This window comes from Thalassospira sp., from assembly GCF_002709775.1.
Lineage (GTDB): Bacteria > Pseudomonadota > Alphaproteobacteria > Rhodospirillales > Thalassospiraceae > Thalassospira.
On sequence record NZ_PAQR01000002.1, the window covers coordinates 40,063 to 52,641 of the forward strand.

Sequence of the window (12,579 nt, forward strand, 5' to 3'; positions counted from 1 at the left end):
GCTGCTTGCACGATCTTTTAGTGATTCTACCCAATGCAGACGTAACGCCCTTGGGTAGAATTATTCCGAATATTAAAAATCCATAGATAGTCATTTCCCGGCCCAAAAGGCCGGAATTCTCAAACATTTCACGAAACTGTTCCACGCGAGACGATTAATCTTGCCAGCGCATTGCCGCTTCTGAATAGTTTTTCCCGTGGGGCGGGTAACGCGTTTACGCAGCAATATCAAATTGCGCGATCCGTTGCCTGACACAGGGGAAAAACGTCCTTAGGTCCGAAGCAAAGGCAAAAGCCGCCGGACAGGATATGTGCCTTTGGGGGAATTTAAAGAATGACTGGCAACCTTGGTTTGCGAGGACGCTTGATGATGGCGATTGTGCCCATCGCGTTGCTCGCCGTTATTGCCGCTGCTTTGGCCGTTTTTGCCTTTCGCATCACACAATCACAACAATCGGTCGTGGCCGATGAAGCCATTCCGGCCCTTGTCACCGGACAGGGCCTTTATGCGCGCAGCAATCTGGTGAGCAACATCGCGCGCAACGTTGCTGTTGCGCAGAACGCCGATGAAATCGAAGCCGCCAGCGCCGAACTTGATCAGATCGCATCTGCGCTCAATGAAGACATTGCCGCCCTTGGCGCACTTGGCGTTGATGCCGGCATTCTTGGCGAGTTTTCCAGTCAGACGGAAACGCTGGTCGGTAATATCCGCGACCTTAAAGACATGCAGACATCCCTGTTTGCCAATGAAGTGACGACCCGGGCGTTGCTTGATCAAATCGTGACCGGTGCCAATGCGATCGAGGCATCAGCACGTGGGCTTAATACCGATGCCAACATGTCGCTGACCAACAGCGCATCCGCACTTTATGCGCTGGTCGGACGGCCGGAAGAGTCAGACGAGGCGTTTGATACGCTTGATAAGCTTCTCGATGTCGATGCACTTGATGCCCAGAACATGAGCGATCTGCGCGCGATTGCGTTTCAGATCCCGGGCCTTGCCGAACAGGTCGTTGCCGCACGTGACAAGGATGCGCTTGATAAGGTCAAGTTCGCCATCAACCCGATCCTGACCCAGTTGCAAAAGGGCATTGATCTGATGCCCGACCCCGAAGCCAAAGAAGCCGCAAAGGCCACACTGACCGAATTGCAGGCCGCCCTTGATCCGTCAAAGCCCAAAAACCTGTTCTCGCTGCGCGAGGCAGAATTTGCCACGGTGGCGGAACTCAATACCATTCTTGATGAAAACGCGGCGATCACCGAACAGATTGCCCTGACGGCCGAGCGCCTTCTGGGCGAAATGCGCGCAAAGATCGATGTCGCCAATAGCGGCGTCGCATCAACGATTGCCACCGCCGAGATCATCATGATCGTTGTCGCCATTGCCGCCATCGTCATTCCGACCCTGATCCTGTGGCTTTATGTCAGCCGCAATCTGTTGCGCCGCCTGATTGGCCTGAATGGTGCGATGACGCGTCTGACCAAGGGTGACCTTGATGCCGAGGTCAAGGATAACGGATCAGACGAAATCGCCCATATGGCCCGTTCGGTCGAGACGTTCCGCGAAAACGCCCGCGAGGCCGAACGCCTGCGCGCGCAAAACAAGGAAGCCGAAGAACGCGCCGAAGAACAACGGCGTACGGCACTGCATGAAATGGCCGACGGGTTTGAAAGTTCGGTCAATTCGCTGGTGGCGGAGCTTCTGACCGCGGTCAATGAAATGCGCGACACCGCCGACAATATGGAACGCAATGCCGGGGATAACGTCACCCGCGCAGCAGAGGTCAACGAGGCATCCCAGAACGCATCGAGCAATGTGAGTTCTGTCTCGTCCGCGACCGAGGAACTGTCGGCGTCGATCCGCGAGATCGAACGACAGGTCGCCAAGGCCGAAGAGATTTCACAAACCGCCGTCACCGAAGCCCAGAAATCCGATGAAACCGTTCGCCAGATGTCGGAAACGGCGGATCGGATTGGCGAGGTGATCGAACTGATCACGACCATTGCCGATCAGACCAACCTTCTGGCACTTAATGCCACCATCGAAAGTGCCCGTGCGGGTGATGCTGGCAAGGGCTTTGCCGTTGTCGCCAACGAGGTCAAAAACCTGGCTTCCCAGACCCAGCGCGCGACCGAGGATATCAGCGAGCAGATCAGCGAAATGCGCGCGGTCAGCAGTCAGGCAGTTGAAATGATTTCAACCATCGCCCGCACCATTTCCGAAATCGACAGCATTTCAAGTTCGATCGGGGAAGCCATGCGTCAGCAAGGGGCGGCAACCGGCGAAATTGCCAACGGATCGGAAGAAGCCGCAAACGGGGTGCGCCATGTATCGCAAAACATGGCCGACGTTTCGCGTGCCGCCGAACAATTCCGTGAAATGTCGGGATCGGCACGCACAGTTTCCGAGAACCTTCTGGCCAAGGCCCACAGCCTGCAGACGGAAGCCAACAATTTCGTCGCCCGGGTTCGTAGCGAATAGGCAGGCGTACAATCCCCCATCAAAAAACCCCGCCGAGAGATCGGCGGGGTTTTTTTGAATCTTTCGCTTTCTCGCCTTAGACAAAACGACGGAACTCGCCTGATTTGCGCGGCGGGCAGAAGCGTTTCAGATAGGACGGTGCGATTGCTTCCAGGCTATTGGGGGTAATGCCAAGTTCAGCAAAACCGTCCGCACCTTCGGAAACAACGTTATCGGTTTTCAGCAACCGGACCTGATCCGGGGTAATCGGCGGTACCGGCAGGAACTGCAGGAAGAATGCCTTGATCGAGGCCAGCCAGAACGGAACCGGCATCAGAATGGCTCGCTGCCGGGTGATGCGCAGCATGTCTTGCAGCAGTGCCATGAAGGAATAGGTTTCCGGTCCGCCAAGCTCATAGGTCTTGCTGGCAGATTTGCCTTCGGTCAGGGCTGCGACAAAGGCATCGGCAACATCGCCAACATAGACCGGCTGGAATTTCGGACCACCTTCGCCGTGCAGATCAACCTTGCCTTCGCCGAGATCAACTTTCGGCAGGCCCGGGGCGCCAACAACCGGCAGAACCGGCGAGAAACGCGCCATGGTGGCGAACTTGTTCAGGAAGTTGTCATTCTGGCCAAAGATAACCGACGGGCGGAAGATCACCGCATCCGGGAACACTTCGCGCACGGCCTTTTCACCAGCCAGCTTCGAGGTCGCATAATTGGCCGAGCTGTTTTTATCCACACCCAGTGCCGACATGTGCAGAAGGGTTTTTACGCCGGCTGCCTTGGCTTCCTCGGCAATGCGTTTGGCCGCCTTGACGTGGATGTTGAGGAAATTCTTGCTGCCGCGCTCATAAAGAATGCCCAGCAGGTTGATCACTGCTTCGGATCCTTCAAGCGCGCCCTTGATGCTGTCCTCGTCGCGCACGTCGCAATGGACCGGGACAACCTGGCCCAGATAGCCCATCGGCTTGAGTTTCTTGACGCGTTCAAAGCTTCTGGTCGGGACGCGAACAATATAATCGCGCTCAAGCAGACGCTTGACGATATGACGTCCGACAAATCCGGTGCCGCCAAAGACGGTTACAATACGACGATCCATGCTTGCTCTCTCCTTGCCGGTCGGGAAGATGCGGACGATATCCTCATCACGTGCCGGTACTCGGTGGCCTTGGGGTCCGGACTGCTCAGGCGATCCGGTCCGAAACGGGTCCTGTGGAAAATCATATTGTGCTAAAACAGGCGACGATATGATTTTCCGCAGGCTCTTGGGTTATATACGACCCGCTATTGTCGTCAACAATGCGGTTTTATTAAACATTTTCGTCCCTGGCCTGCAATTTGGCCAGAATTTCATCATGAAGTGCCATCAAACCGGCCCGATAATCCGGATAGCGCAGCTTTATACCCAGTTCCTGCTTCATCCGCGCATTTGAAACCCGTTTGTTGTCTTCATAGAAGCTTGCTGCCATCGGGCTGAGCTTGGCGGTGGCGAAATCCTGTTCGGGCGGCGGATCGACACCCAGCAACCCGCAAGCATGGGCAATGACATCCTGCGGCGGGGCCGCGTCATCATCACAGACATTATAGGCCGCCCCGCAATTGGGTTGTTTGATCGAGGCCAGAACCGTCTGGGCGATGTCTTCGACATGAATGCGTGAAAAGACCTGACCGGGTTTGACGATCCGGCGTGCCCGACCTGATCGCACGGTTTCAAGTGCATTGCGCCCCGGACCATAGATCCCGGCCAAGCGGAAGCTTTGCACACAGAGGTCATGGCGACGGCCAAGATCAAACCATGCCTTTTCCGCCGCCACACGCCGACGCCCGCGCTTGCCACTCGGTGTAAGTTCATCTTCCTCGGTCACTTCGGCACCGTCGCGATCACCGTAAACTCCGGTGGTCGAAAGGTATCCGATCCAGGTGCCAGACGGCAGGGCTGCAAGGTCGCTGCCATGGTGATGGATCACTGGATCACCCTGCCCACCGGGTGGGGCAGATGCCAGAACATGCGTTACGCCCTTAAGGGCCGTCGCGACATCGGCAATCGGTTGATCATCGGCAAAGATGAAAGGCTCGATACCCTCGGCCTTCAGCTGCTCGGCCTTATCGGCACTTCGGGTGGTGCCAGCAATTTCCCAACCCTCTGCCTGAAGCGCTTTGGCGACAAGGCGGGCAGAAAACCCCAATCCGAAACAGAACAGCTTATTGGTCATCAAGGCACCTTTTATAACGGCGATTTAGTTTGAAGGCACAGTAGCGGCCTTGCCACATACAGACAAAACCTTTTGGCAGGGGGATTTGTTCCCGCAAACGCCCGCTTTGGGAACAACAATCATTATCTTGCCGTTTTCATGTTGTGAGACTTCAGATATGCGCAATCAATCATGGTGGATCGACCGATTGATCTTCTATGGTGGCTGCAAGAAATTTTTGCCAAAGACGGAGCTTTTTTCATGTCACCACTTTCCGGTACCTCGCTACGCGCGCGCGCCACAGGCTTGCTGTGTCTGGCGGGGGTGGTTGGCATCGGCGCAACCATGCCCGATGCCCGTGCCCAGACCGAAAGCAACGGCGGCATGACACAGGAAGAAAGCCAGCAATATCGCGACTGCATCAAGCTTGCCCAGCTTAAACCCGAAGACGGGTTTGAAAGTGCGATTGCCTGGCGTGATCTGGGCGGCGGGGAACCGGCCCGCCATTGCGTTGCTGTCGCCCTGATATCGCTTGGCAAATATGAAGAGGCCGCGACACGCCTTGATGCGCTGGCCAAGGACAGTACGGCCGGACCGGGTGTGGTTGCCGGTATGCTGGCGCAGGCCGGGCAGGCCTGGATGATGGCCGATAACCTTGAATTTGCTTGGCGCGATCAAAGCCGCGCGCTTGAGCTGGTGCCCAACAACCCGCAGCTTTGGGTCGATCGTGCCATGGCGCTTGGTCTTGCCGGGCAGTATTGGGAGGCGATTGATGACCTGAACGCCGCCCTTGATCTTCAGCCCGATCATAGCGAAGCCCTGATTTACCGGGCATCGGCGTGGCGCCTGCTTGAAAGTTACGATTTGGCAATGACCGATATCGAATATGTTCTGGGCCGAGAACCTCAGAATGTGCAGGCACTTTTTGAGCGCGGCAAACTTCATCAGATTGCTGGTGACAAGGATCTGGCGCGGCGTGATTGGCTAACTGTCATAGAACTTTCAAACGGAACCCCTGTTGCCGATGCGGCAAAAGCGAATATAGAGAAGATGGATGTTCGCACCGGATCGGACTGACGGTTCTCCGTCAGTTCAGAAAACAGGTTCACGGTGATCGATTTCCTTGTATATGACCGGTAGAACCATTTGCCGGTCCATCACCGGAAAGTTTTTTGGGGGACGAAATGCGTCGCACGCTTGCCTTGGCTACCCTTGCCGCATCAATCGCACTTCTGGCGGCACCGGCTGCAGAAGCCCGCGATCAGATCAGGATTGTCGGATCCTCGACGATCTTTCCGCTGACCACCAAGGTCGCCGAGCATTTCGCCAAGACAACCGGCGCGCCAGCCCCGGTGGTTGAAAGCACCGGATCTGGCGGCGGCTTCAAGCTGTTTTGTGGCGGCATTGGCGAACAGTTCCCCGATATTGTTGATGCATCGCGCCCGATTACAGGGTCGGAAACCGCGATTTGTGCGGCCAACTCTGTCCGCGATATCAGCGAAATCAAGATCGGCTATGACGGCATTGTCATGCTGGGCTCACGCGAAGCGCCGGCCATGGAACTTACCGCCCGCCAGCTTTATCTGGCGCTAGCGCGCACAGTCCCAGTTAATGGCGCAAGCGTTCCGAACCCGCATGAAAAATGGTCCGATATCGACCCGAGCCTGCCGGATCTTAAAATCCGCGTTTATGGCCCGCCGCCGACATCTGGCACACGCGATCTTATGGGTCAGCTTTTGCTTGATCAGGGCTGCGCGACATTTTCCGATATCGCAAGCCTTGAGGCATCCGACCCTGACAGCTTCCGCCTGCTGTGCCGTACGCTGCGCGAAGATGGCGCCTATATCGAGGCTGGTGAAAATGACCGCCTTGTCATCAGCAAGCTTGAAAAAGACCCGACCTCATATGGCGTGATGGGCTTTAACAATCTGGATCGCAACCGCGAGCGCCTGCAGGGCGTTCCGATCAACGGCATCGAGCCGGATTACGAAACCATCCTTGATGGCAGCTATCCGGCATCGCGCGCGCTTTATCTTTACGTCAAGGATGACCACCAGCAGCTGGTCCAGAGCCTGGGCGAGTTCATCTCGACCTATGTCTCCGAAGCAGTGATTGGCGAAGAAGGCTTGCTTGCTGATAACGGTCTGGTGCCGCTAACCAGTGACGAACGTGCGGAAACCATGACCAGTGCCGAGAAGTTTGCCGGAAACTGATCGCCAAACCGATCAAAGCCAATATACCTGATAATAGCGGCCGGGCATCAGTCCGGCCGTTTTGCCATCCAGACCTGATTGCTGGCATATTTCGGCGGATTGCCCTGAAAATCCGAAAATTCCGTTATCGAAACGAAACCGGACAACTCCAACATAAGGCGCATTTCACTGCGATGAACCCAGCGCAGATGATGCCAGCAATCCTCGCGCTTAATCACTTCATCCAGATCATTGATTTCTTCAAAGCGCCAATGTTCGCTGAACTTCTGGGTCAGGGGATCATTGGTGCGTTCCATCGCCGTGATACGAAGGCGACTGCCCGGCTTACCGACACCATCAGGCATTGGAAAGACGGGAAGCTCCAGCGGGTCCGGATCGCCTTCGGGCAAGCAATAGCGCAAATCGGGATCCATCAGATCAAGCGCAATTGCCCCGCCCGGTTTCAGATGGGCAAAGGCGCGCTCAAGGGCACGTCGCTGATCGGTTGCATCGGTGACTTCCTGAAGCCCGCGAAACGGGATGATGACCAGATCAAATTGACGTCCCAGATCGAAGTCGCACATATTGCCAAGATGCCATGTCAGATCGGGGTAATTGGCACGCGCCTGATCCAGCATCGCAGGCGATAGATCAAGCCCCTCGACCGCGATACCGAGCCTGGCAATCGCGGCACTGATCCGCCCGGTGCCGCAGCCCAGTTCAAGCACACCGTTCTCGTGTGCGAGGCTTTCTGCGAGACGGGAATAGAAGGGAATGGGATCTTCGAAAATCTTACGATCAAGATCAGCGCGAAGATCGTAACTGGCCGTATTGAGGCCTCCGGCAGGGTAGAATTCATCAGATATGGATGAATTCGTCATTCAAAATCCAGTTCCGCATAATGGCTGGATGGCGGGAAGCTGGCCTGTCGGTCTGCGAGAATATCGCGCATCGCGGGGCGGCTTTTGATCCGCATGTACCAGTCCTTGGCGCGGGGATGTTTGGACCAGTTGATATCGCCCATATAGTCGATCACGGATACCTGTGCGGCAGCCGCCAGATCGGCCATGGTCAGGTGATCACCGGCCAGCCAATTGCGGCGTTCAAACAGCCAGCCGATATAGTCCATGTGATAGGCCGCATTGGTGCGCCCGGCGCGCAGGACCTTGGTATCGGGCGTGCCGGTTGAAAAGAAGCGTTTGAGAAGCTTCTCACCGAGTAAATGGTCGGTGACCTCGCGATTGAATTTACCGTCAAACCACGCGACAAGGCGGCGGATTTCGGCACGCTGCTTGGCATCCGATCCGAACAGTTTCGGCTCGTCCTCATAGACCTCGTCGAGATACTCGCAAATGACGGTGGAGTCACAAAACACCGCGCCGTCTTCTTCGACAAGAACAGGGACCTCACCCGCCGGATTAAGCAGCAGGAAATCGTCACGCCGCTCCCAGACCGGTTCGGCCGTGAGTTCGAAATCGAGCTTCTTCTCGGCCAGGACCAGACGGACTTTGCGCGAAAAAGGTGAGAGCCAAAAATGATATAACTGACGCATGAACGTGAAGATACCCGACCAAGGATGAACGTTTTACAAAGACCCTTCCCGGGGTCGCAAACATTCCCAAAACCGCAAATAACCCGGTTCGTTTCCAACCCGGAACTGCAAGATATCTCAAACCATGCAACGCGTGCGAAGTAAAGAGCTTCAAGCGCCGGGAAGTGCAATTTTGCCATACGTACCGGTCATGACTGACAGAAAGCTTAAACCCGGCCTGTCAGGCGCGGCTTTTTGCCAGTTCCAGCATACCATCCAGATCAAGGCAGGCTTCCAGATGATCGGCCAGTTCATCAAGGGCAGCGTCAATGCCAGCCTCGAAATGCGTCGTCTGATGGGCATCACCCGAGCGTAACCGCCCCAGAAAGGCATGGCGGAAATCATCGCTGCCAAACAAACCATGCAGATAACAGCCCAGAACCCGGCCGTCACTGCTGATCGCGCCATCAGAAACACCATTCAGATCAAGCCAGCTGCGCGCCCGATCCGGTCCATCTGTTTGACCCATATGGATTTCATAGCCATCGACAGGTGTCCCGGCAGCAAGCCCGGCATCATCGCCGATGGTCAGACCACGCGTCTTGCGCAGCGTCTTGTCGCCAGCCATCACCGTTTCAATATCAAGCAAGCCAAGCCCGGCCTCGCTGCCGGCGGCACCTTCGACGCCATTGGGATCATGGACCATACGGCCCAGCATCTGATAGCCGCCGCAAATACCAATCACATGCCCGCCACGCCGGTGATGGGCGAGGATATCGATATTCCAGCCTTGTTCTTTCAGGAACCGAAGGTCGGCCATGGTCGATTTTGAACCCGGCAACAGCACCAGATCGCAATCACCCGGGATTACTTGCCCCGGTTTGATCACCAGCAGTTCGACATCATCCTCGGCCGCCAGCGGATCAAGGTCATCAAAATTGGCAATGCGCGGCAGATGCGGCACGGCAATGCGCAGAACTGCGCCCGCCTCTTCCCCGGTTTCGCGGTGATATTTCCCGGCCTTCTCAAGCGCCACACCATCTTCGGCGGGGAGTTTATGGGCATTCAGCCAGTATGTTGCGATACCGTAACTTTCAAGGCCGCAGGTTTCAGCAATGATGCCAGTCGCCGGCTCAAACAGGGAAACATCGCCGCGAAACTTGTTGATCACATAGCCCTTAAGCCAACGGCGATCATCCTCGGACAATAACGCATGCGTCCCAACTATCGAGGCAATCACCCCGCCGCGATCAATGTCACCCACCAGAATGACCGGAACACCCACCGCCTCGGCAAAGCCCATATTGGCAATGTCGGATGCCCGCAGATTGACCTCGGCCGGTGAGCCGGCCCCTTCGATCAGGACAAGATCGGCATCCGATGCCATGATCTCGAAGCTTTCGATCGCTTTGGGCAGAAGATCGCGTTTCAACCGGTAATAATCGCGTGCCTTGGCGCTGGTCAGGACCTTACCCTGCACGACCACCTGCGCACCGATATCGCTTTGCGGTTTGAGCAGGACCGGGTTCATATGAACCGTCGTCGCAACCCCCGCCGCACGCGCCTGAAGCGCCTGCGCACGACCAATCTCGCCGCCATCATCGGTGACGGCGGCATTGTTCGACATGTTTTGCGGTTTGAATGGTCGTACCCGTAGACCCCGGCGGGCATAGGCCCGGCACAATCCGGCCACCAGCAAGGATTTCCCGACATCGGAACCGGTACCTTGCAACATCAGGGCGGGAACAGATTGCGCACTCATTCCGGTTTCAAAACTTTCCTGTAAAAGATCGAAGTCTGATCAGAACTCGACGCCGATCTGTGCCTTGATGCCCTGTTCGCGGAACGGGTGTTTGACCATGGTCATTTCCGTGACCAGATCGGCGGCCTCAATCAGGGTATCCGGGGCATTGCGGCCGGTAAGCACGATATGCTGATCGGGGAGTTTGTTGGCCAGTGCTTCGAGCACATCCTCGAGCGGTAGGAAATCATAGCGCAGGACGATATTGATCTCATCAAGGATGACCATCGAGTAGCTCGGATCACGCAGCATTTCCAACGCCTTGTTCCAGGCTTCACGCGCCAGCGCGACATCCTGCGCGCGATTCTGGGTTTCCCAGGTAAAGCCCGCCCCCATGGCGTGGAATTCACAAAGATCGGGGAATTTTTTCAGAAGCTTGGCCTCTCCGGTTTCCCAACCGCCCTTGATGAACTGAACAACGCCGACTTTCATGTCATGGCCGACACAGCGCATCGCCATGCCAAAGGCCGAGGATGACTTGCCCTTGCCTTTGCCGGTATGGACAATGATCAGGCCCTTTTTATCGATCTTCTGGGCCATCATCTTGTCGCGCGCGGCCTTGATTTTCTTCATTTTTTCATCATGGCGCGCGTTGACATCGACGTCTGGCTGGCTTTTGTCAGTCATTGTTTCTTCCCTTTGAAATGCCGCCCCAGAATGCGGCGAAAGCACCTCCGGGATCAAGGGCAGTTTTGCGGTGCGTGATCAAGCTCCGTGCGTGCAATCACGCCCTGAAATCCGTGGACATCCGCCGCCGGACAAAAGGCCGCTGCATCGGCCCCTTCATCGATATATTCGACAGCAAAAACCGGCTTCCCCTGCGCGACATAGGGATCAAATTCACCCATGAAACCAAGACGGTGGGCCGATTCCAGCAGGGCAAAATCCATCTGATCGACAAGATCCGGCACAAGGTCGGCAGCATTTTTCTGCCCGATGGCAAGGCCGCGCGTATGGGCCTCTTTGATCAACCAGTTCACATAGCGCAGCTGATCACTACGTGTGATGTCAAAACCGGTTGGTTTGCTGCTTTGATCCGCTTCAAAGGCATCAATGTTATCGGGCTCAACGGCCAAAAATCCCTTGTCCCGGCACAGATCAAGACGGGCCGTGATCACATCGGCAAACCGTTCGAACCGGCTGATATCAAGCCAGTTTTCGCCATCCCACCCCCAATAAGGGCTGCCAATCACGTCTTGCGGGAAGTCGTTGGCGTCACCCCGCCAGTCCTCAACCGCGCCAATATTAATATAGCAAATCGGATAAAGCCCGGCCGCGCGCCAGGCTGCGACCTGATCAGCCGACGTATCGAACAGATCAGCACCGACCACGCGGATGACGTCATCGACATCAAGCGTTCCCTGAAGCTGCCAGTGAAACCGGCCGTTTGGCACAGATGTCCAGTGCAAGGCGTCATCAGCCTGCGCCAATGAACCATTCGCCAGCAGACCGGCAACCATCACTGCCGGGAGCAAAAAGGATTTTGAAATCAAGTTCTTCACGCGATACGCCACCTGCCATGAAACGTTGCAGATCGATTTTGCCCGCCTGCATCGGCCAAGACAATCCCGCAAACAAAAAGCGCGACCCGTAAGATCGCGCTTTTGAAATCGGTTGGGCCGGGACGCAGTTACCAGCTGGCACTTTCGCCGGTGGTCAATCCAAGATCGCCGGTCACCAGATCGGCCCATTTATCGGGTTCGCGCATGTCGATATTGCGCAGTTCCGGGCGGCGCATCCGGGCCTTGTTAAACAGCTGCAGGCGATCCCCCGGCGACATGCGGCGCAATCGATGCAGCGCCTTGCGAACCGCGTCGTTGCGCGGGGTTGCCGGGCTCTGGAAGCTTTTCTCAACCACCTCAAGGCGTTTTTCCAGCCAGTCACGGCTGATCGCGACCTGTTCGATCAGGGTTTTGAAATCCCGCACCACCGGGAAATGATCAAGGCGCAGGTGGGCTACGGCAATGGCAGTACGCCAGACCTGACGTTCGACCCCTTGCAGGTAGCGCCAGTAGATCTTCACCTTGGCATTGATTTCAAATTTGGTTTGATCCGGACCGGGAAGATGGTGGGCAAGTTCCGTCATGCCTGCATGAAATTCATCGAACGTTACCGGGCGATGCACGCCGTTGAAACGCTCGCGGACCTCAAGAACCGCGCGAATGGCCCCACGGGCAGGGCGATAGCGGCCATTGCCGTGCAAGTCGGCGCGCAGCCAGCCGGGCATGTCAAAATCAGAAAGCAGGAAGTTGATGATATCTGCATGCCTGTCATGGGCAGGCATTGGAGTTTGCAGATAATCAGGCAAACGAACGTTGGTCTTGATATCCATCGCGGCCTCCGATCTGTTCAATCAACCTGCTTCCCGTGCAGGCGATCCGATAGGGGTGCCCCGTC

The 12,579-nt window shown here is 56.3% G+C and carries 11 protein-coding genes; 3 read left to right on the forward strand and 8 right to left on the reverse strand.

The features are described from left to right. Positions 1-333 precede the first annotated feature (333 nt). The gene (locus tag CMO10_RS00445; RefSeq protein WP_297018339.1) at positions 334-2,481 is read left to right on the forward strand and encodes a methyl-accepting chemotaxis protein; all 2,148 of its coding nucleotides are present in this window, start codon (positions 334-336) and stop codon (positions 2,479-2,481) included. Positions 2,482-2,557: 76 nt separating this feature from the next. Here CMO10_RS00445 and CMO10_RS00450 read toward each other — a convergent pair whose 3' ends face one another. Together CMO10_RS00450 and CMO10_RS00455 are read right to left on the reverse strand one after the other, a co-directional pair. Beyond that, positions 2,558-3,565, reverse strand: coding sequence for a complex I NDUFA9 subunit family protein (locus tag CMO10_RS00450; RefSeq protein WP_297018341.1), 1,008 nt, complete (start codon positions 3,563-3,565; stop codon positions 2,558-2,560). A gap of 211 nt (positions 3,566-3,776) precedes the next feature. Further along, the gene (locus tag CMO10_RS00455) at positions 3,777-4,679 is read right to left on the reverse strand and encodes an SDR family oxidoreductase (protein WP_297018343.1); all 903 of its coding nucleotides are present in this window, start codon (positions 4,677-4,679) and stop codon (positions 3,777-3,779) included. A 240-nt stretch (positions 4,680-4,919) separates the two neighbouring features. On the opposite strand from CMO10_RS00455, the gene CMO10_RS00460 reads away from it, so the two are divergent. Together CMO10_RS00460 and CMO10_RS00465 are read left to right on the forward strand one after the other, a co-directional pair. Continuing rightward, complete coding sequence (locus CMO10_RS00460; protein ID WP_297018344.1) at positions 4,920-5,735, forward strand: tetratricopeptide repeat protein; 816 nt, start codon at positions 4,920-4,922, stop codon at positions 5,733-5,735. Between the two features lie 107 nt (positions 5,736-5,842). Further along, positions 5,843-6,871: a substrate-binding domain-containing protein gene (locus CMO10_RS00465; RefSeq protein WP_297018345.1), complete on the forward strand. Its 1,029-nt coding sequence runs from the start codon at positions 5,843-5,845 to the stop codon at positions 6,869-6,871. Positions 6,872-6,918: 47 nt separating this feature from the next. On the opposite strand, the gene CMO10_RS00470 is transcribed toward CMO10_RS00465, so the two are convergent. The 6 genes from CMO10_RS00470 to CMO10_RS00495 form a co-directional block, all read right to left on the reverse strand. Beyond that, the gene (locus tag CMO10_RS00470) at positions 6,919-7,731 is read right to left on the reverse strand and encodes a class I SAM-dependent methyltransferase (protein WP_044830086.1); all 813 of its coding nucleotides are present in this window, start codon (positions 7,729-7,731) and stop codon (positions 6,919-6,921) included. Beyond that, positions 7,728-8,402, reverse strand: coding sequence for a glutathione S-transferase family protein (locus tag CMO10_RS00475; protein WP_297018346.1), 675 nt, complete (start codon positions 8,400-8,402; stop codon positions 7,728-7,730). Before CMO10_RS00475 ends, CMO10_RS00470 begins: the two co-directional genes overlap by 4 nt. A 220-nt stretch (positions 8,403-8,622) precedes the next feature. Then, the gene (locus CMO10_RS00480) at positions 8,623-10,143 is read right to left on the reverse strand and encodes a cobyric acid synthase (protein ID WP_297018347.1); all 1,521 of its coding nucleotides are present in this window, start codon (positions 10,141-10,143) and stop codon (positions 8,623-8,625) included. Positions 10,144-10,182: 39 nt separating this feature from the next. Beyond that, positions 10,183-10,809, reverse strand: a complete 627-nt coding sequence (gene cobO / locus CMO10_RS00485; RefSeq protein WP_044830083.1) for a cob(I)yrinic acid a,c-diamide adenosyltransferase — start codon at positions 10,807-10,809, stop codon at positions 10,183-10,185. A 53-nt stretch (positions 10,810-10,862) separates the two neighbouring features. After that, positions 10,863-11,684, reverse strand: coding sequence for an endo alpha-1,4 polygalactosaminidase (locus CMO10_RS00490; RefSeq protein WP_297018348.1), 822 nt, complete (start codon positions 11,682-11,684; stop codon positions 10,863-10,865). A 128-nt stretch (positions 11,685-11,812) separates the two neighbouring features. Next, the gene (locus CMO10_RS00495; RefSeq protein ID WP_297018349.1) at positions 11,813-12,514 is read right to left on the reverse strand and encodes a hypothetical protein; all 702 of its coding nucleotides are present in this window, start codon (positions 12,512-12,514) and stop codon (positions 11,813-11,815) included. Between the last annotated feature and the right edge of the window lie 65 nt (positions 12,515-12,579).

Excerpts from the sequence above, each read along its gene's own strand:
- cobO (WP_044830083.1), bottom strand. The coding sequence starts at position 10,809 with ATGACTGACAAAAGCCAGCCAGACGTCGATGTCAACGCGCGCCATGAT.
- CMO10_RS00470 (WP_044830086.1), bottom strand. The coding sequence starts at position 7,731 with ATGACGAATTCATCCATATCTGATGAATTCTACCCTGCCGGAGGCCTC.
- CMO10_RS00450 (WP_297018341.1), bottom strand. The coding sequence starts at position 3,565 with ATGGATCGTCGTATTGTAACCGTCTTTGGCGGCACCGGATTTGTCGGA.
- CMO10_RS00475 (WP_297018346.1), bottom strand. The coding sequence starts at position 8,402 with ATGCGTCAGTTATATCATTTTTGGCTCTCACCTTTTTCGCGCAAAGTC.
- CMO10_RS00455 (WP_297018343.1), bottom strand. The coding sequence starts at position 4,679 with ATGACCAATAAGCTGTTCTGTTTCGGATTGGGGTTTTCTGCCCGCCTT.
- CMO10_RS00445 (WP_297018339.1), top strand. The coding sequence starts at position 334 with ATGACTGGCAACCTTGGTTTGCGAGGACGCTTGATGATGGCGATTGTG.
- CMO10_RS00480 (WP_297018347.1), bottom strand. The coding sequence starts at position 10,143 with ATGAGTGCGCAATCTGTTCCCGCCCTGATGTTGCAAGGTACCGGTTCC.
- CMO10_RS00465 (WP_297018345.1), top strand. The coding sequence starts at position 5,843 with ATGCGTCGCACGCTTGCCTTGGCTACCCTTGCCGCATCAATCGCACTT.
- CMO10_RS00495 (WP_297018349.1), bottom strand. The coding sequence starts at position 12,514 with ATGGATATCAAGACCAACGTTCGTTTGCCTGATTATCTGCAAACTCCA.
- CMO10_RS00460 (WP_297018344.1), top strand. The coding sequence starts at position 4,920 with ATGTCACCACTTTCCGGTACCTCGCTACGCGCGCGCGCCACAGGCTTG.